The sequence below is a fragment of the Streptacidiphilus jeojiensis genome, from assembly GCF_042510965.1.
GTDB lineage: Bacteria > Actinomycetota > Actinomycetes > Streptomycetales > Streptomycetaceae > Streptacidiphilus > Streptacidiphilus jeojiensis.
Genome location: NZ_JBEUKS010000018.1, coordinates 86,179 through 103,915, shown reverse-complemented (window position 1 = coordinate 103,915; position 17,737 = coordinate 86,179). Strand labels below are relative to the sequence as shown.

Annotated in this window: 17 protein-coding genes; 8 read left to right on the top strand and 9 right to left on the bottom strand. The window is 72.0% G+C overall.

What is annotated here, in order from left to right; translation table 11 throughout:
- Positions 1 to 170: 170 nt before the first annotated feature.
- From ABUW04_RS35780 to ABUW04_RS35770, 3 genes are all read left to right on the top strand, one after another.
- A complete protein-coding gene (locus tag ABUW04_RS35780) occupies positions 171 to 3,065 on the top strand; it encodes a DEAD/DEAH box helicase (protein ID WP_051726146.1) in 2,895 nt (964 codons plus the stop codon).
- 153 nt (positions 3,066 to 3,218) lie between these two features.
- On the top strand, positions 3,219 to 3,962 hold the full coding sequence (locus ABUW04_RS35775) for a cysteine hydrolase family protein (RefSeq protein WP_380568569.1): 744 nt from the start codon (positions 3,219 to 3,221) through the stop codon (positions 3,960 to 3,962).
- Positions 3,963 to 4,014: 52 nt separating this feature from the next.
- On the top strand, positions 4,015 to 5,709 hold the full coding sequence (locus ABUW04_RS35770) for a regulator (RefSeq protein ID WP_380568568.1): 1,695 nt from the start codon (positions 4,015 to 4,017) through the stop codon (positions 5,707 to 5,709).
- 49 nt (positions 5,710 to 5,758) lie between these two features.
- Here the strand turns inward: ABUW04_RS35770 and ABUW04_RS35765 are convergent, their stop codons facing one another.
- Entirely contained in the window at positions 5,759 to 6,400 is a 642-nt protein-coding gene (locus ABUW04_RS35765; RefSeq protein WP_380568567.1) for an alpha/beta fold hydrolase, read from the bottom strand.
- A 101-nt stretch (positions 6,401 to 6,501) separates the two neighbouring features.
- On the opposite strand from ABUW04_RS35765, the gene ABUW04_RS35760 reads away from it, so the two are divergent.
- From ABUW04_RS35760 to ABUW04_RS35740, 5 genes are all read left to right on the top strand, one after another.
- Entirely contained in the window at positions 6,502 to 7,191 is a 690-nt protein-coding gene (locus ABUW04_RS35760; protein WP_380568566.1) for a GntR family transcriptional regulator, read from the top strand.
- A 34-nt stretch (positions 7,192 to 7,225) separates the two neighbouring features.
- Positions 7,226 to 7,969: a biuret amidohydrolase gene (gene biuH, locus ABUW04_RS35755; protein WP_380568565.1), complete on the top strand. Its 744-nt coding sequence runs from the start codon at positions 7,226 to 7,228 to the stop codon at positions 7,967 to 7,969.
- A gap of 165 nt (positions 7,970 to 8,134) precedes the next feature.
- Positions 8,135 to 8,779 carry a PadR family transcriptional regulator gene (locus ABUW04_RS35750; RefSeq protein ID WP_380568564.1) on the top strand — a complete coding sequence of 215 codons (645 nt, stop codon included), beginning with the start codon at positions 8,135 to 8,137 and terminating at the stop codon, positions 8,777 to 8,779.
- 201 nt (positions 8,780 to 8,980) lie between these two features.
- Complete coding sequence (locus tag ABUW04_RS35745) at positions 8,981 to 10,042, top strand: ATP-binding cassette domain-containing protein (RefSeq protein WP_380568563.1); 1,062 nt, start codon at positions 8,981 to 8,983, stop codon at positions 10,040 to 10,042.
- Positions 10,043 to 10,134: 92 nt separating this feature from the next.
- Complete coding sequence (locus ABUW04_RS35740) at positions 10,135 to 10,881, top strand: ABC transporter permease (RefSeq protein ID WP_030260952.1); 747 nt, start codon at positions 10,135 to 10,137, stop codon at positions 10,879 to 10,881.
- A gap of 29 nt (positions 10,882 to 10,910) precedes the next feature.
- Here ABUW04_RS35740 and ABUW04_RS35735 read toward each other — a convergent pair whose 3' ends face one another.
- The 8 genes from ABUW04_RS35735 to ABUW04_RS35700 form a co-directional block, all read right to left on the bottom strand.
- On the bottom strand, positions 10,911 to 11,303 hold the full coding sequence (locus tag ABUW04_RS35735; protein ID WP_380568562.1) for an MmcQ/YjbR family DNA-binding protein: 393 nt from the start codon (positions 11,301 to 11,303) through the stop codon (positions 10,911 to 10,913).
- 42 nt (positions 11,304 to 11,345) lie between these two features.
- Positions 11,346 to 11,573: a dodecin gene (locus ABUW04_RS35730; RefSeq protein ID WP_380568561.1), complete on the bottom strand. Its 228-nt coding sequence runs from the start codon at positions 11,571 to 11,573 to the stop codon at positions 11,346 to 11,348.
- 97 nt (positions 11,574 to 11,670) lie between these two features.
- The gene (locus ABUW04_RS35725) at positions 11,671 to 12,069 is read right to left on the bottom strand and encodes a hypothetical protein (protein ID WP_380568560.1); all 399 of its coding nucleotides are present in this window, start codon (positions 12,067 to 12,069) and stop codon (positions 11,671 to 11,673) included.
- Between the two features lie 31 nt (positions 12,070 to 12,100).
- A complete protein-coding gene (locus ABUW04_RS35720; RefSeq protein WP_380568559.1) occupies positions 12,101 to 13,141 on the bottom strand; it encodes an N-acetylglucosamine kinase in 1,041 nt (346 codons plus the stop codon).
- On the bottom strand, positions 13,141 to 14,388 hold the full coding sequence (locus ABUW04_RS35715; RefSeq protein WP_380568558.1) for a 6-phospho-beta-glucosidase: 1,248 nt from the start codon (positions 14,386 to 14,388) through the stop codon (positions 13,141 to 13,143). The genes ABUW04_RS35720 and ABUW04_RS35715 overlap by 1 nt, the downstream gene beginning before the upstream one ends.
- On the bottom strand, positions 14,385 to 15,284 hold the full coding sequence (locus tag ABUW04_RS35710; protein WP_380568557.1) for a carbohydrate ABC transporter permease: 900 nt from the start codon (positions 15,282 to 15,284) through the stop codon (positions 14,385 to 14,387). The genes ABUW04_RS35715 and ABUW04_RS35710 overlap by 4 nt, the downstream gene beginning before the upstream one ends.
- Complete coding sequence (locus tag ABUW04_RS35705) at positions 15,281 to 16,273, bottom strand: carbohydrate ABC transporter permease (RefSeq protein WP_380568555.1); 993 nt, start codon at positions 16,271 to 16,273, stop codon at positions 15,281 to 15,283. The genes ABUW04_RS35710 and ABUW04_RS35705 overlap by 4 nt, the downstream gene beginning before the upstream one ends.
- A 13-nt stretch (positions 16,274 to 16,286) precedes the next feature.
- A complete protein-coding gene (locus ABUW04_RS35700; RefSeq protein ID WP_380568553.1) occupies positions 16,287 to 17,660 on the bottom strand; it encodes an ABC transporter substrate-binding protein in 1,374 nt (457 codons plus the stop codon).
- Positions 17,661 to 17,737: the final 77 nt, after the last annotated feature.

The following is a 17,737-nucleotide window of genomic DNA, read 5'->3' as shown; positions in this document are numbered from 1 at the left end:
GCCTGATCCGGCTCGAATAAATGGCTGGGTCAAGTGTCAGTTCCTCCGGGTAGCCTCTGGGGGAGATGCAGATCGATGACCACGGTTCGACAGACCAACGCTCAGGCGCCGCAGACGCAGGCACCGCCCATCGCGCTCCCGTGCGCCCGACCCGGGAGGAAGGTGCCGCGATGACCTCCGCCGCTCCTGATGACCACGCAGTGGACGAGTTCGGCCCCTCGGACGAGCTCAGCCCCTCCGAGCGCTACGCCGCCTCCCGGCGCCTGGCCAAGGAGCAGGCCACCGCCCTGTTCGCGTTCCGCGCCCTGTACGACTTCCCGCTGGACGGCTTCCAGATCGAGGCCTGCGAGGCGCTGGAGGCCGGCTCCGGGGTGCTGGTCGCGGCCCCGACCGGGTCCGGGAAGACCATCGTCGGCGAGTTCGCGGTGCACCTGGCGCTGGCCGAGGGCCGCAAGTGCTTCTACACCACGCCGATCAAGGCGCTGTCCAACCAGAAGTACGCGGACCTGGTCAAGCGCTACGGCCCGGACAAGGTCGGCCTGCTCACCGGCGACAACACGGTCAACAGCGAGGCCCCGGTGGTGGTGATGACCACCGAGGTGCTGCGCAACATGCTCTACGCCGGCTCGCAGACCCTGAACGGCCTCGGCTACGTGGTCATGGATGAGGTGCACTACCTGGCCGACCGCTTCCGCGGCGCGGTCTGGGAGGAGGTGATCATCCACCTCCCCGAGTCGGTCACCCTGGTCTCGCTGTCGGCGACGGTCTCCAACGCCGAGGAGTTCGGCGACTGGCTGGACACCGTCCGCGGCGGCACCAAGGTCATCGTCTCCGAGCACCGCCCGGTCCCGCTGTGGCAGCACGTGCTGGCCGGCAACCGGATGTACGACCTGTTCACCACCCGGGTCGCCGAGGAGCGCGCCTCGGGCCGCAAGCGCGACGGCGGCGGCAACCGGGGCGGCGAGGCCGACGTCAACCCGGAGCTGGTCCGGCTGGCCCGGGCCGAGCAGGACCGCCGCTACGGCGGCAAGGACCGCTTCGACAAGCGCGGCCGGGGCCGCAGCATGTCCAACGGCCGTCCGGGCCGGGCCTGGACGCCCAGCCGGGTCGAGGTCATCGACCGGCTGGACTCCGAGGGCCTGCTGCCCGCGATCACCTTCATCTTCAGCCGGGCCGGCTGCGAGGCCGCGGTGCAGCAGTGCCTGCACTCCGGGCTGCGGCTGAACAACGACGCCGAGCGGGCCGAGGTGCGGGCCCTGGTCGAGGCCAGGACCGCCAGCATCCCCAGCGAGGACCTGCACGTCCTCGGCTACTACGAGTGGGTGGACGCGCTGGAGCGCGGGGTCGCCGCGCACCACGCCGGCATGCTGCCGACCTTCAAGGAGGTCGTCGAGGAGCTGTTCCTGCGCGGCCTGGTGAAGGCCGTCTTCGCGACCGAGACGCTGGCGCTGGGCATCAACATGCCGGCCCGCTCGGTGGTGATGGAGAAGCTGGTCAAGTGGAACGGCGAGACCCACGCCGACGTCACCCCCGGTGAGTACACCCAGCTCACCGGGCGCGCCGGGCGGCGCGGCATCGACATCGAGGGCCACGCGGTGGTGCTGTGGCAGCCCAACCTGGACCCCGCCGCGCTGGCCGGTCTGGCCGGGACCCGCACCTATCCGCTGCGCTCCTCCTTCAAGCCGTCCTACAACATGGCGGTCAACCTGGTCTCCCAGTTCGGCCGGCACAAGTCCCGCGAGCTGCTGGAGACCTCCTTCGCGCAGTTCCAGGCGGACCGCTCGGTGGTCGGCATCGCCCGCCAGGTGCAGCGCAACGAGGAGGGACTGGAGGGCTACCGCGAAGCGGTCAACTGCCACCTGGGGGACTTCGAGGAGTACTCCGGGCTGCGCCGCGCGCTCAAGGACCGGGAGAACGCGCTGGCCCGCGAGGGCGCCAACCAGCGCCGGGCCAGCGCCGCCGACTCGCTGGAGAAGCTGAAGCCGGGCGACGTGATCCACGTCCCCACCGGCCGCTTCGCCGGGCTGGCCCTGGTGCTGGACCCCGGCATCCCGCCGGTCAGCAGCAGGCACGGGCACCGGCACGAGCACAGCGAGGGCCCGCGCCCGGTGGTGCTCACCGCCGAGCGCCAGGTCAAGCGGCTGGCGATGATCGACTTTCCGGTGCCGGTGGAGGCCATCGAGCGGGTCAGGATCCCGCGCAGCTTCAACCCGCGCAGCCCGCAGTCCCGGCGCGACCTGGCCTCGGCACTGCGCACCAAGGCCGGCCACATCGAGCCGGCCCGGGTCCGCAGGGGCCGGGCCGCCGCCGCGGACGACCCGGAGATCGCCCGGCTGCGGACCGCGCTGCGGCAGCACCCCTGCCACGGCTGCGACGAGCGCGAGGACCACGCCCGCTGGGCCGAGCGCTACGAGCGGCTCAAGCGCGACACCATGCAGCTGGAACGCCGGATGCAGTCCCGCACCCACACCATCGCCCGCACCTTCGACCGGGTCTGCGCGCTGCTGACCGACCTCGGCTACCTGCGCGGCGACACGGTCACCGAGGACGGCCGGCGGCTGGCCCGGCTCTACGGCGAGCTGGACCTGCTGGCCTCGGAGTGCCTGCGCGAGGAGGTCTGGGAGGGGCTGACCCCGGCCGAACTGGCGGCCTGCGCCTCGGCGCTGGTGTACGAGTCGCGGCGCGGCGACGACGAGGGCAGCGCCCCCAAGCTCCCGGACGGCGGGGCCCGCGAGGCACTGGGCGAGATGGTGCGGCTCTGGGGCCACCTGGACGCCCTGGAGGAGCAGCACAAGCTCGCCGCCGAGGACAACGTGGGCCAGCGCGAACCCGACCTGGGCTTCGCCTGGACGGCGTTCCGCTGGGCCTCGGGCCATCCGCTGGACGCGGTGCTGCGCGAGGCGGACATGCCGGCCGGCGACTTCGTCCGCTGGACCCGCCAGCTGATCGACGTGCTGGGCCAGATCGCCAACGCCGCCCCGGAGGGCGGCACGGTGCGCGCCACCGCGCGCAAGGCGGTGGACGGCATCCGGCGCGGGATCATCGCCTACTCCTCGGTGGGCTGAGCCCCCGACGCCGTTACCGCCGAATCCAGGGCTGTATCCAGGCCTGGATTCGGCGGTAACCAGTTCTTCACGCCCTGGACTCCGCCCGGAAAACCGATGCCCCGACAGTCTTCGCAACAGCACGGCTCGTGATTCTCCGTCAGGAGGGCTCAGATGCCTGCACATTCCGCACCGGCGCTGCCGGTGTCCGCACTGCCGGGGCCGTTCCCGCTCGATCCTGCCGCGATGGCCCTGGTCCTGATCGACATGCAGCGCGACTTCCTCGAACCGGGGGGCTTCGGCGAGTCCCTGGGCAATGACGTCGGCATGCTGCGGCGCACCATCGACCCGCTGCGGGCGGTGCTCGCCGCGACCCGGGCCCTCGGGCTCCCGGTGCTGCACACCAGGGAGGGGCACCTGCCCGACCTGTCCGACTGCCCGCCGAGCAAGCTCAACCGTGGTGCGCCGACCCGGCGCATCGGCGACCCCGGCCCCAACGGCCGCATCCTGGTGCGCGGCGAGTACGGCCACGACATCATCGACGAACTCGCCCCGGTGGACGGGGAGCCGGTGATCGACAAACCGGGGAAGGGCGCCTTCTACGGCACCGACTTCGGCGAGGTCCTGGCCGCCGCGGGCATCACCCAGCTCGTGGTCACCGGGGTGACCACCGAGGTCTGCGTGCACACCACGGTGCGCGAGGCCAACGACCGGGGCTTCGACTGCCTGGTCCTCTCGGACTGCGTCGGCTCCTACTTCCCCGAGTTCCAGCAGGCGGGGCTGGCCATGATCTCCGCCCAGGGCGGCATCTTCGGCTGGACCGCCTCCTCCGCGGACTACCTGGCCGCCCTGGCCCCGCTCGGCGGCGGCGCCGCGATCAGTCCGGTCGCCATCAGCCCGGCCGCAGCCGCCCGCTGACCGTCCGTCACCTCACGTCCTGCACGGCACCTCTCACCCCACGGAGTCTGCCATGTCCACACTGACCCCTGCCCCGGCGTCCGCGTCGGCAGCCGATCCACCGCCGGCCCTGCGCTGGTGGGTGCCCGGCGACACCAACGCCTTCTTCGGACTGGGCTTCAACGTCCTGGTCAATGTGCTGGTCCTGACCGGCCTGGTCATCGGCGTCGTCAACATCCCCAGCCACAGCGTCTACCACACCATCCTGCCGGCCCTGGGCGTGGAACTGCTGATCGGCAACGTCTACTACACCTACCTGGCGCGCCGGCTGGCCCGCCGGGAGAACCGCACCGACGTGGCGGCGATGCCCTACGGCCCCTCGGTTCCGCACATGTTCATCGTCACCTTCGTGATCATGCTGCCCACCTACCTCGCCACCAAGGACCCGATCCGGGCCTGGGAGGCCGGGCTGGCCTGGGCGTTCGTGATCGGCGTGATCGTCGTCATCGGGGCGTTCGTCGGTCCCTACATCCGCCGCTGGACGCCGCGGGCCGCGCTGCTCGGCACGCTGGCGGGCATCTCGGTCGCCTTCATCTCCATGCGCCCGGCCGGGCAGATGTGGGAGCAGGCCTGGATCGCACTGCCGGTGCTGATGATCATCCTGATCGGGTTCTTCACCAATCTGCGGCTGCCCGGCAACATGCCGGTCGGACTCGCCGCGCTGCTGGTGGGCACCGCGATCGGCTGGGCCGGCGGCTTCATGCACACCGCCGACGTGTCGCTGGCGGCCAAGGACATCGCCGTCGGCCTGCCGACCTTCCAGTTCCACCTGCTGTTCACCGGCATCAGCCACATCGGGCCGCTGCTGTCCACGGCCATCCCGCTGGGCATCTACAACTTCACCGAGGGCATGACCAACGTGGAGAGCGCCTCGGTCGCCGGGGACAACTACAACCTCCGCTCGGTGCTGCTCGCCGACGGCACCGGCGCCATCGTCGGCGCGGCGCTGGGCTCGCCCTTCCCGCCGGCCGTCTACATCGGCCACCCGGGCTGGAAGGCGGCCGGCGGCCGTACCAGCTACTCGATGGCCAGCGGCATCGTGATCGCGGTGCTCTGCTTCACCGGGATGTTCGGGCTGCTGGGCGCGGTGCTGCCGCTGCCGGCGATCGTGCCGATCCTGCTCTACATCGGCCTGCTGATCGGCGCCCAGGCGTTCCAGGCGGTGCCCAGGGCGCACGCGGCGGCGGTGATGATCGCGATCATCCCCAATGTCGCCTCCTGGGCGCAGGGGCAGATGGCCGACGTGCTGTCGGCGGTCGGCTACCAGAGCGTCGACTTCTCGGCCCACGGGGTGCTGGTCCCGCCGACCGTCACCACGCCCGGCTCGGTCCCGGAGAGCGCGCTGGTCAACTCGGGGGTCATCTACAAGGGCCTGATGCTGCTCGGGGACGGCGCGGTGCTGGCCGGGCTGATCCTGGGCGCCATCGTGGTGTTCCTGATCGACCGGGAGTTCGACAAGGCCGCGATCTACTGCGCGGCGGGAGCCGTGCTGTCCTTCGTCGGGCTGATCCACGGGGCGAAGGTCGGCTGGAACGTCGACGGCCAGGTCGCCCTGGGGTACCTGTTCGCCGCGGTGGTGTGTCTGCTGTTCCACTTCCGCAAGGTGCCGCCGAGGGAACCGGGGCCCGACGAGGCGCTGCTCGCCGAGGAGGGATCCATGACGGCCGGACCCGAGCCCGCGGCGGTCGAGCCGGAGCCCGCGGTGTGAGGGTGCGGCCAGGGGGAGGGGGTGACGGCCGGCGGTCCGCCGCCGGCCGTCACCCCGTCAGTTCCCGGACCGCGGCGGCCAGTTCGTCGGGCCGTTCCAGGTGCACCGCATGGCCGCAGCCGGGCAGCACCCGGAACGGGATCCCGGCCGCGGACCGCAGCGCCTGGGCGGCCCGGTGGCGCGGCGGCGGGGACAGCTCGCCGACCGTGGTGGTCACCAGGGCGGACAACCGCAGCGGAGCGGCGGGTGGTTCGAAGGCCCGGAACATGGCGAAGTCGCGGCGGACCGAGTCCGGATCGGCCGGCGCCATCGACACGTCCCAGGCCGGCCCGTACAGCGCCGAGCCGAACCCGGCCACCCCGTGCGCCGCGTACTCCTCGGCGACCCGGGCCAGCAGGCCGGGGACCAGCGAGCCCACCGCGGGCTCGTGCAGCAGCGCCCCCGCCACCGGCACCCCGGCGGCCAGCAGGGCCAGGCCCAGGGTCGCGCCCCCGCTGACACCCACCACCACCGCGCCGGCGGCGGCGTCGGCGAGGGCGTCCACCTCGGTCCGCAGATCCCCGCTGCAGGCCCGGGTCGGGGCCTGCACCTCGAAGGCCGGACTGCCGTTCTCCAGCAGTTTCCTGACAGTGGACCAGACCCCGGCGGTGGTGGCGGCACCATGGACGAGGAGGATGCGTCGGGACGGCATGCCGGTCAGCCTAGAGCGGGCCGCGGGTGCGAGGGGGCCCGGCGATGCCCCCGTAACAGCGGGGGAACGAACGCGACACAGCAACTCCGGAGGATGGCCGAATGGACCTTGCCGTCAGCGAACCCGAGACGCCCAGCGAAGCCGCCTACCGGCAGTTGCGCGACCGGCTGCTCGCCGGCGGCTTCCCGCTCACCCGCAGACTCGGCGAGGAGCGCCTGGCCGCCATGGTCGGGGTCTCCCGCACCCCGGTGCGGCACGCGCTGATCCGGCTGCACGGCGAGGGACTGGTCAGCCGGCACCAGGACGGCGGCTACCGCCCGGCGATCCCCGACCCCGAGGACATCACCTGCCTCTACGAGGCCCGCCGGGCCCTGGAGATCGGCGCGATCTGGGCCCCCACCGAAGCCGGCCGCCGGCACGACCGGGCCGCGCTCGGCGAGCTGCGCGAGCACTGGGAGAACCTGCGCGGCGAGCAGCCACCGGCGGACGCCGGCTTCGTCGCCGTCGACGAGGACTTCCACGTCCGGCTGGCCGCCGCGGCCGGCAACGAGGTCATGGTGGACCTGCTGCGCTCGGTCAACGCCCGGATCCGGGTGATCCGGATCCATGACTTCCTGAGCGACGACCGGATCGAACAGACCATCAGCGAGCACCTGGACATCCTGCGTGCGGTCGCGGCCGACGACCCCTCCACCGCGGAGCGGGTCTTCCGGGCGCACCTGGCCAAGTCCAAGGAGGTCGCCGAGGAACGGGCGCTGCGGGCCATCGCCCGGATGGCGAGGCTCGACTGAAGCCGGCAGGACCTACCCGAGAGGTGCACCCCGGATGACCAGCACCAGCACCACCACCACGAGCACCACCACCAGTGGCACCAGTACGCGCAGCTTCGGCACGGTCGCCGCCGAGCCCTACCCGTGGCCGTACGACGGGGTGCTGCGCCCCGCCACCACCGCGCTGCTGTGCATCGACTGGCAGACCGACTTCTGCGGCCCCGGCGGCTACGTCGACGCCATGGGCTACGACCTGTCGCTCACCCGCGCCCCGCTCGCCCCCACCGCCAAGGTGCTGGCGGCGGCCCGGGCCGAGGGCTTCACCGTCGTGCACACCCGCGAGGGCCACCGGGCCGACCTCGCCGACTGCCCGCCGAACAAGCTGTGGCGGTCCCGCCGGATCGGCGCCGGGATCGGCGACAGCGGCCCCTGCGGCAGGATCCTGGTGCGCGGCGAGCCGGGGTGGGAGATCGTGCCCGAGGCCGCGCCGCTGCCGGGGGAGCTGATCGTCGACAAGCCCGGCAAGGGCTCCTTCTACGCCACCGACCTGGACCTGCTGCTGCGCACCCGGGGGATCACCCATCTGATCCTCACCGGCATCACCACCGACGTCTGCGTGCACACCACCATGCGCGACGCCAACGACCGCGGCTACGAGTGCCTGCTGCTGACCGACTGCACCGGCGCGACCGACCCGGCCAACCACGAGGCCGCGCTGCGGATGGTGACCATGCAGGGCGGGGTCTTCGGAGCGATCGCCTCCTCCGCGGCGCTGCTGGAGGCACTCGGCGCGACCTGAGCCGACCGTGGTGTCGAGGCCCGCTCCGGAGGATCTCCGGGGCGGGCCTTGTGCTGTCCGCTATCGCGATATAACGTGTTGACGAAAGCAATACCTCGCTACGTATACTCGGTCACGAGTAGTCGTGAACGAGCAGGGCTGGCGGCGGACGGTCGGGAGAACGCCATGGCGAAGCGGAAGATGACCAACCCGCTGGCCCTGGCCGTCCTGGCGACCGTCCGCGAGCAGCCGCGCCATCCGTACGAGATCGCGCAGGTGCTGCGCTCCCGCGGCAAGGAGCACAGCATCAAGATCAACTACGGCTCGCTCTACACCGTGGTGCAGAGCCTGGAACGGCACGGCTTCATCGAGGCGTCCGGCACCGAGCGCGACGGCCGCAGGCCCGAGCGCACCCTGTACCGGATCACCGAGGCCGGCAGCGCCGAGCTGCTGGACTGGCTGGCCGAACTGGTCACCGACCCGGTCAAGGAGTACCCGCGCTTCGAGTCGGCGCTGTCGCTGATCGGCGTCTTCGCGCCGGACCAGGCGATGGAGCTGTTGCAGCGGCGGGTGGCCGAGCAGGACGCCAGGATCGCGGACCAGCGCGAGGAGTTGGCGGCGGTGCGGGCCTCGGGCGTGCCCAGGATCTTCCTGGTCGAGTCCGAGTACAGCCTGGCCATGCGGGTCGCCGAGAACGAGTGGACCAGGCAGCTGCTCAAGGAGATGGCCGACGGCTCGCTGGAGGGGATGGACGGCTGGCGCCAGTACCACGCCACCGGCGAGGCCCCGCAGGAGTGGCTGGAGCTGGAGGCCGAGCACACCCGGGAGTGACACCAGCAACAGGCAGCAACAGACAGCAACAGGCACAGAAGGGCCCCGACCGGTGCGGCAACACCGGACGGGGCCGGGAACCTCGGTACCGGCCTGCGAACAGGACTCGGACGCTACGAGGAACACACATTCCCCATCGTAGCCCGCGTCCCCGTCGTGGATCGGTACCCGAACGATCAAACGACCGAAGGGACCACCACCATGACCAGCCCCAACGGCGGCGCGGTGCGGACGGCGGCAACCGTCCCGCACCCCGGCGCCGGTCCGGCAGCGGCGCGACCGCTCGCCATCGAGGCCGTCGACCTCGTCAAGACCTACCAGGTGAAGGGCGGCTCCGAACCGGTCCGGGCCCTGGACGGACTCAGCATCGGCGTCGAGCCCGGCATCGTCTTCGGCCTGCTCGGCCCGAACGGCGCCGGCAAGTCCACCACCGTCAAGATCCTCACCACCCTCGCGGCCGCCGACAGCGGCAGCGCCAGAGTGGCCGGCCGGGACGTCGCCGCCGACCCCGCGCTGGTGCGCCGGGCCATCGGCGTGGTCGCCCAGCGCTCCGGGGCCGACCCGGTCGCCACCGGCCGGGAGAACCTGCTGCTGCAGGGTCGCCTCTACGGGATGCGCGGTGCCGAGCTGGGCCGCCGCGCCGACGAGCTGCTGGACCGTTTCGACCTGACCGACGCCGCAAAACGCCAGGTCAAGACCTACTCCGGCGGTATGCAGCGGCGCCTGGACGTGGCCCTGGGCTTGGTCCACCGCCCCGAGGTGCTGTTCCTGGACGAGCCCACCACCGGGCTCGACCCCGAGGCGCGCACCGCCATGTGGGAGGAGATCGGCCGCCTGGCCGGGGACGACGGCCTGACCATCCTGCTCACCACCCACTACCTGGAGGAGGCCGACCGGCTGGCGGCCCGGCTGGCCATCGTGGACCGCGGCCGGATCGTCACCGAGGGCACCCCCGACGACCTCAAGGGCGAACTCCACGGCGACGCCGTCCACGCCGAACTGGTGGCGGCCCCGGCCGACGACGCACTCGCCGTCTACGAGGCGCTCGGCCGGGTGCCCGGCATCCGCGAGATCACCGTGGACGGACGGCGGGTCAGCGCCCGTGCCGACGACGGCGCCGCGGCCGTGCCCGCGGTGCTGGCCGCGCTCGACCAGGCGGGCAGTCCGGTGGCCGCGGTCACCGTGGCGCGCCCGTCCCTGGACGACGTCTACCTCCGCTACGCCGGACGCAGCTTCGCCGACGCCGAAGGAGGCTCGCGATGAGCAGCACCACCCTGCCCGCCCCGGCCCCGGCCGGCGCCCGCGCCGCGACCGGCGGCTCCCGGCTGGTCGAAGGAGCCGCGCAGACCTGGTACATGACGCAGCGCCAGTTCATGGCCTTCGCCCGGCAGCCCGCCTACCTGGTCATCACCCTGATCCAGCCGGTGATCTGGCTGTTCCTGTTCGGGGCGCTGTTCCGCAAGGTGGTCGAACTGCCCGGCTTCGGCAGCGGCAGCTACCTCGACTACCTGGTCCCCGGGGTGATCGTGATGAGCGCGGTCTCGGCCAACATGTGGGCCGGGATGGGCACCCTGGAGGAGATCGAGCGGGGCACCCTGAACCGCTTCCTGATCACCCCGGTCCACCGCAGCGCGCTGATGAACGCCAATGTGGTGGCGCAGTCGGTCACCACCGCGATCCAGTCGCTGATCATCATCCTGCTCGGCTGGATCGGCGGCGCCGACTACCCCGGCGGGGTGCTCGGCCTGCTGATCCTGGTCCTGGTCTCCTCGGCGCTGGGCACGATCTTCGGCGCCTTCTCCAACGCCCTGGGCATGCTGGTGCGCCAGCGTGAGTCGATCATCGGCATCAACACCTTCCTGCTGCTGCCGCTGACCTTCCTCTCCTCGGCCTTCATGCCCCCGGCGCTGATGCCGCACTGGATGCAGGTGGTGGCCAGGTTCAACCCGGTCAACTGGGCCCTGGAGACCGGCCGTGCCGCGATGTCGGCGCACCCGCACTGGTGGTCGGTGCTCAGCCACGGCGGCTGGACGCTGCTGCTGGCGGCCTTCGCGGTCTGGCTGTCGCTGCGGACCTTCCGCTCCTACCAGAAGTCCGTCTGACCCGGCGTCACTGCGGCGTCAACCCGGCGTCACTCCGGCGGCTGGTCGCGGTACTCCGCGGCCAGCCGCTTCGGCGCCCGGTCCAGCCAGGCCTCGACGATCAGCTCGCGCAGCTCGGCCGCCCCGATCCGGTCCAGCAGCACCAGGACCGCCGGGAAGCCGTCGAAGTGCGGGATGGTGAAGTAGACCTTCGGATCCCCGCTGATCAGCGCCTGCCGGACGCCGAGGTCCGGCACCCGCGCGGCGACGATCGGGCCCTGCGGCGCCCTTTCGCCCAGCGCCTCGACGTCCGTCCGCCGCAGCGGACGGTCCCAGACGAAGTTCCGGTCCTTGACCCGCCACTGGGCGTTCCCCTGCGAGACCACCTCGCTCGTCCCCGGCAGCGCCAGCGCGATCCGCCGCACATCGTCCCAGGTCGCCATGGATACCGTCCGCTCCCCTCGATCTGCTCGATCCGTCCGCGGTCAGGACTCGGAGCCGTCCGGGTCCTCCAGCCGGAAGCCGACCTTGAGACCGACCTGGAACTGGCTGACGGCTCCGTCGACGATGCTGCCGCGCACCTGGGTCACCTCGAACCAGTCCAGGCCGCGCAGGGTCTGCGAGGCCCGGCCGACCGCGTTGCGCACGGCGGCGTCGACGCTCTCGGAGGAGGTCCCGACGATCTCGGTGACCCGGTAGGTGTGGTCGGTCATGGCGCACTCCGTTCTGGACGGGAACTGCTGCGGCGTCTGCCCGTCCACCCTGCCGCACCGCCCGGCTCCCCGCACCACGAACGGCCTCCCGGCCCGGCTACTTCGGCCAGCCGGGGGCGGAGCCGGGAGAGGCCGCCAGGGCGACCAGGTAGGAGCGGCAGCGCGGGCGGGCCTGCGCCAGCGCATAGGCCTGGGCGGCGGGCAGCCCCTGGCGTTGCGCGGTGCTGCGGGCCGCCGGGATCAGGGACTGGACGATGTTGTTCTCGCCGCTGGAGAGGCCCATCTCCTGGTAGTCCAGACCCATGTCGCTGCCGGGCGTGAGCAGGTAGCGCACCCAGTAGCCGACCGAACCCGCGCACTCCTCGACCGGATCGACCCCGGTCGCCGTCGCCGTCGCTGTCGCGGTGGGGGACGGAGCGGTGGAGCGGGGCTGCGCCGCGCAGCCGGAACAGAGCAGCAGCGCGATCGCGATGAGGGAGATCCGGCGCGGGCCCATGCCCCAGTCTCGGCCGCGGCGGCACCGGAGTTCAATCCGCCGCCGGGGGCCCTCCTCCGCCCGGTCCCGCCGGGCCGAAGGACGCGCGCAGCCGACCTTCGGCCTCGGCTCGCTCCGGCCCTGCCACCAGGTCCTGCGCGGCCAGGGCGGAGCCCAGCAGCGGTGCGGCGGTGCTGACCAGGGGCCGGGCGCCGGGCACCGCTGCGGCGAGTCGCCGCTCGATCCGGCCGAGCAGCAGGCGGTGCCGTGCGGCCAGCACGCTGCCGCCGAGGACCACCTCCGGGTGGTGGTCCGGGCCGCGGTCCAGGCCGAGGCGCCGCAGCACCGTGACGGCCATGCCGGCGATCTCGTCGGCGAGGCGTTCCACCAGGGCCCGGGCGGTCGGGTCGTCCTGGTCGCAGGCGGCGAACACGGCGGGGCAGAGTTCGCTCAGCCGGATCTCCGGGAGCGCGCCGCTGTGCAGGTCAGCGGTGACCTCGGCGACCGTGGTGGTGCCGAAGTGGCCGGTGACCGCGGTGCGCAGCAGGGTGTGTGGGCCGCGTCCGTCCTCGTCCCTGACGGCGTGCCAGAGCGCGGCGGCGCCCAGGTCCGCGCCGCCGCCCCAGTCGCCGGAGATCGGTCCCAGCGCCGGGAACCCGGTTCTGCGCCCGTCCGGGGCGACGCCGACGCAGTTGATCCCGGTGCCGCAGACCACGGCGACCCCCCAGGGCCGGCCGGCTCCGGCGCGCAGTACGGCGAAGGTGTCGTTGTCGACCACCTGGTCGACCGCCCAGCCGCGGGCGGCGACGGCCCGGTGCAGCGCCTCGACCTCGTGCGGCAGGTCCGCCCCGGCCAGGAAGGCCGCGATGCCGTCGGCGACGACCCGGTCCTCCAGTCCGGCGTCGGCCAGGGCCTTGGAGCGGACCCCCGCCAGCACCGCCATCGCCGCCTCGACGCCGTGTACCTGCGGCCGGAACCCCAGCCCCCTGGCACTGCCGAGGACCCGGCCGGAGGTGTCGACCACGGCGACGTCGGTCTTGCTGTTGCCGCCGTCCACCGCCAGCAGCAGGCCGTTGGGATGCTGATGCTCCATCAGGCCCACCGCAGGTGCTGCCGGTTGGCGGCGACGAGCTTGCGGGCGAGCTGCTCGGCGGTGTCGATCTGGCCGATCAGGGGGTGGGCCAGCAGGGCGTTGGAGACGCGTTCGACGCCACCGTGCAGGGCCGCCTCCAGCGCCAGTTCCTCATAGGCCGTCACATGCGCGATCAGCCCGGCGAACAGCGGCTCCACCGGGGCCACCGGCAGCGCCGCGGCACCGTGCACGCCGACCTTGGCCGGGACCTCGATGACCGCGTCGTCGGACAGGAACGGCAGCGTGCCGTTGTTGCGGACATTGGCGACCCGCACCTCCCCGGTGTCCGCGGTGAGTGCGTGCACCAGCTGCACGGCCGCCTCGGAGTAGTAGGCGCCGCCGCGCTGGTCCAGCAGGGCCGGCTTCTCGTCCAGCGCGGGGTCGGCGTAGAGCTTCAGCAGGTCGCGCTCCATCGCGGCGACCTCCTCCGCGCGCGAGGGCGTGACCAGTTGCTCGGCCAGGACCTCGTCGTGGGCGTAGTAGTAGCGCAGGTAGTAGGAGGGGATCACGCCCAGTCTGCGGACCACGTCCAGGGGCATGTGCAGCCGCGCGGCGAGGGCCGGGCCGTGTTCGTCGAGCAGTCGCGGCAGCACGTCCACGCCGTCCAGCAGGACGGCGCGCTCCCAGGTCAGGTGATTGAGGCCGACGTGGTCCAGGGTGATCCGGTCGTGGTCGACACCGAGCCAGTCGGCGAAGGTGCGCTGGAAGCCGATGGCGACGTTGCACAGCCCCACGGCCCGGTGCCCGGCGTCCAGCAGGGCCCGGGTGACGATGCCGACCGGGTTGGCGAAGTCGATGATCCAGGCCTGAGGCGCCCGCGCGGCGACCCGCTCGGCGAGGTCCAGCACGACCGGGACGGTGCGCAGCGCCTTGGCCAGTCCGCCGGCCCCGGTGGTCTCCTGGCCGATGCAGCCGCAGGCGTGCGGCAGCGTCTCGTCGACGTGCCGGGCGTCCTGGCCGCCGATCCGCAGCTGGAACAGCACGGCGGCGGCGCCGTCGATGCCCGCGTCCGGGTCCGCGCCGGCGCTGACCAGGGCGGGGTGGCCCTGCCGGGCCAGGATGCGGCGGGCCAGCGGGGCGATCACCGCGAGCCGGTCGGGGTCCGGGTCGACCAGCGCGATCTCCTCCACCGGGAAGCCCAACCGGGCGAATCCGTCCACGAGTTCGGGTGTGTAGGTGGATCCGCCGCCGATAACGGTGATCTTCAACCTTTGACTCCTGTCAGGGTGACGCCCTCGATGAAGGCTTTCTGGGCGAAGAAGAAGACGATGATCACGGGTGCCATCGCGATCAGGGTGGCGGCCATGGTCAGGTTCCACTGGACCGCGTGCGAGGTCTTGAAGCTCGCCAGGCCCAGCGCCAGGGTCCAGTGGGCCGGCGTCTCGCCGGTGTAGATCAGCGGCCCGTAGTAGTCGTTCCAGGCGTTGAAGAAGGCGAACAGCCCGACCGCGACCACGGCGGGGCGCATCATCGGCAGTACCACCCGGGTGAGCACCCGCAGTTCGCTGCACCCGTCGACCCGGGCCGCGTTCAGGTAGTCCTCGGGGATGGTCAGCAGGAACTGCCGCAGCAGGAAGACCGAGAAGGCGTCGCCGAAGAGCGAGGGGATCACCAGCGGCCAGATGGTGCCGGTCAGGTGCAGCCGGGCCCACATCAGGTACATCGGGATGACCAGGACCTGCGGCGGCAGCATCATCATGGTGATGACGGCCAGGAAGGCGGCGTTGCGGCCGCGGAACCGGAAGCGGGCCAGCGCGTAGGCGATCGGGATGCTGGAGAGCAGCATCGCCCCGGTGGCGGCGACCGCGTAGACCACCGTGTTGAGCAGCCAGGTGCCGAACGGGGCGGTGCGGAACACCGTGGTGTAGTTGGACCACTGCCAGTGCCGGGGCCACAGGTCGGAGCTGAGCGACTGCTGGTCGGTCATCACCGAGGTCAGCATGACGAACACGATCGGGCCGACGAAGGCGCAGGCCAGGCCGACCGCGACGGCGTGGTCGGCGACCCAGACCAGGGCCCTGCGGCGGCGGGCCCGGCTGCGGGCGGCCCGGTGCGGCGAGGCGCTGCGCGCCGCCCGGGCGGAGGCCGGTGCGTAGCTGGTCATAGCGGCGTCTCCTGGGTCTCCTGGGGGTTGAATCCGGACGCCCGGCGCAGCAGCACCAGGGTGAAGGCCATCGAGACCAGGAACAGCACCACGGCCAGGGCGCAGGCGTAGCCGGCGTGGAACTGGTTGAAGCCGGAGGTGTAGAGCTCCTCGGGGAAGGTCATCGTGGAGCCGTCGGGGTAGCCGGGCGCCGCCTGGATGTTGCCGTTGGCGACCTGCGCGGCGACCATCGCCTGGGTGAAGTACTGGAGTCCGGCGATGACGCCGGTGACGGTGGCGAACAGCACCACCGGGGAGATGGCCGGCAGGGTGACGTAGCGGAACCGCTGCCAGGGGTTGGCCCCGTCCAGTTCGGCCGCCTCGTACTGCTCGGCCGGGACGTCCAGCAGGGCCGCCAGGAAGATGACCATCACCGTGCCGCTGCCCCAGAGCGCGAGCAGCGTCAGCGCCGGCTTGGACCATGACGGCGAGTCGAACCAGAGCGGCCCGTGGATGCCGACCAGCCCCAGCAGTTGGTTCACCGGCCCGGAGGACGGGTTGAACATGCAGACGAAGGCGACCGTGGCGGCCACCGGCGGGGCCAGCGCCGGCAGGTAGAACAGGGTGCGGAAGACGCCGGCTCCGGCCTTGAGCCGCGCGGTGACCATGGCCACGCCCAGGGCGAACAGGACCTGTGCCGGGACCATGATGACGACCAGCCAGCCGGTGTTCCTGACGGCCTGCCAGATCTGCGGGTCGGAGTCGAGCATGAAGCGGTAGTTGCGCAGGCCGACGAACTGGGCCGGGGAGATCATGTTGGAGTTGGTGAAGGACAGCCAGACCGTCATGACCAGGGGGTAGACCAGGAAGACGGCGAAGCCGACCAGTCCGGGGGCGAGGAAGAGCAGGACGCGGAGCCGGTTGCGCCGGTGCCTGGCACGCAGGGCGGGGGCGGGCGCGGCGTCCGGGGCGCCCGCGCTGCGGGTGCCGGTCGCGGTGAGGGTGCTCACGGGGGCCGCCGTCTCACTGTCCGAGTTTCAGCGCGGCGTCGTTCTGCCGGTCCACGGCCTTCAGTCCGGCCTGCAGGTCCGGGATCTGGCCGGACTGCCACTTGTTGGCGAACAGGCCGTAGTTGGTGAGGTAGGCCCCGCCGTCGGCGCTGGCCGGGGTGGTGGAGGTGTGCGGGTTCTTGAAGACGTCCAGGAAGGTGGCGAACTTCGGGTCCTGGGCCAGCGTCAGCGAGGGCGAGTCCAGCGCCGGGAGGGTGGTGGGGACGTTGCCGATGGCGTCGGCCAGCGTGGTCACCGCTTCGGTGTCGGTGGTGAGGAACTTGACCAGCTTCCAGGCGGCGTCGGGGTGCTTGGAGCCGCGCGGGATGCCGATGACGTTGCCGCCGACGTAGCCGGACCCGTAGAGCTGGGGCATGGTGTCGGCCACCGGCATCGGGGCGGTGCCGTAGTCGACGGTCGACTTGTCGTTCTTGATGAAGGCGGTGCGCCACTCGCCGTCCACCATCATGGCGAGGTTGCCGGTCTCGAAGGAGTTCTGGGCCGAGAACTCGTCCGGCATGCCGGCCTTGAACTTCGCCAGCTTGGCCGCGCCGAACCAGTCGACCAGGCCCTTCTGCCAGGTCATGGCCGCGGCGAAGGCCGGGTCGGTGCCGACGTTCGAGCTGCCGTCGGCCTTCAGCCAGCTGCCGCCCCAGCTGGTGACCAGGTGCTCGGTGAGCATCTCGTAGGCGCCCAGGTAGGGCATGAACCCGGCGACCTTGATGGAGCCGTCCGGATTGAGGACGGTGAGCTTCCTGGCGTCCGCCGCCAGCTCGGACATGGTCTTCGGCGGGGCGGTTATGCCGGCCGCCGCGAACAGCTTCTTGTTGTAGTACAGGCCGAAGGTGTCGGCCAGCCAGGGCATGGTGCAGCGCTTGCCGCCGAAGGCGGTGTAGGACTGGACCGCCTTCGGGATCTGCCCCAGGTCCACGTGGTCGGCCTGGATGTCGGCGGTGAGGTCCAGGAAGGCGCCGGACGAGCACCAGCCGCCGACGTTGGCCGCGTTGAAGGAGGCGTCCACGTCCGGTGCGGTGCCGCCGCGGATCGCCTGGTTGACCTTGTCGTCGGTCTCCGCGGGCACCGCCTTGACGGTGATGTACGGGTACTTCTTGTGGAACAGCGCCAGCACCGCGCCGACCGACGCGATCTCGTGCGGGGAGCTGAAGCCGTGCCAGAAGGTGATGGTGACCGGCGAGGTGTCGCCGGCGCCGGTGTCGGGACCGGAGGTGCCGCCGCCGGTGCTGCAGGCGGAGGCGACCAGGGCGGTGGCCGCCGCCAGCGCCACGGCACAACTGCGCCGTCGGGCGCGGGCGGTGTGGAATCCTCGTCTGTGCTGGGATCCGGGCACGGGGACCTCCGAGGTAAATACTGACCACTTATTGACCAGTTGGCACATCCTGAGCCATCATTTTGGTCATCGTCAAG

Coding starts and splice junctions, on each gene's coding strand:
- biuH (WP_380568565.1), top strand. CDS start 7,226: ATGACCAGCACCAGCACCACCACCACGAGCACCACCACCAGTGGCACC.
- ABUW04_RS35740 (WP_030260952.1), top strand. CDS start 10,135: ATGACGCAGCGCCAGTTCATGGCCTTCGCCCGGCAGCCCGCCTACCTG.
- ABUW04_RS35730 (WP_380568561.1), bottom strand. CDS start 11,573: ATGACCGACCACACCTACCGGGTCACCGAGATCGTCGGGACCTCCTCC.
- ABUW04_RS35710 (WP_380568557.1), bottom strand. CDS start 15,284: ATGACCAGCTACGCACCGGCCTCCGCCCGGGCGGCGCGCAGCGCCTCG.
- ABUW04_RS35745 (WP_380568563.1), top strand. CDS start 8,981: ATGACCAGCCCCAACGGCGGCGCGGTGCGGACGGCGGCAACCGTCCCG.
- ABUW04_RS35770 (WP_380568568.1), top strand. CDS start 4,015: ATGTCCACACTGACCCCTGCCCCGGCGTCCGCGTCGGCAGCCGATCCA.
- ABUW04_RS35720 (WP_380568559.1), bottom strand. CDS start 13,141: ATGGAGCATCAGCATCCCAACGGCCTGCTGCTGGCGGTGGACGGCGGC.
- ABUW04_RS35760 (WP_380568566.1), top strand. CDS start 6,502: ATGGACCTTGCCGTCAGCGAACCCGAGACGCCCAGCGAAGCCGCCTAC.
- ABUW04_RS35750 (WP_380568564.1), top strand. CDS start 8,135: ATGGCGAAGCGGAAGATGACCAACCCGCTGGCCCTGGCCGTCCTGGCG.
- ABUW04_RS35725 (WP_380568560.1), bottom strand. CDS start 12,069: ATGGGCCCGCGCCGGATCTCCCTCATCGCGATCGCGCTGCTGCTCTGT.
- ABUW04_RS35780 (WP_051726146.1), top strand. CDS start 171: ATGACCTCCGCCGCTCCTGATGACCACGCAGTGGACGAGTTCGGCCCC.
- ABUW04_RS35775 (WP_380568569.1), top strand. CDS start 3,219: ATGCCTGCACATTCCGCACCGGCGCTGCCGGTGTCCGCACTGCCGGGG.
- ABUW04_RS35765 (WP_380568567.1), bottom strand. CDS start 6,400: ATGCCGTCCCGACGCATCCTCCTCGTCCATGGTGCCGCCACCACCGCC.
- ABUW04_RS35735 (WP_380568562.1), bottom strand. CDS start 11,303: ATGGCGACCTGGGACGATGTGCGGCGGATCGCGCTGGCGCTGCCGGGG.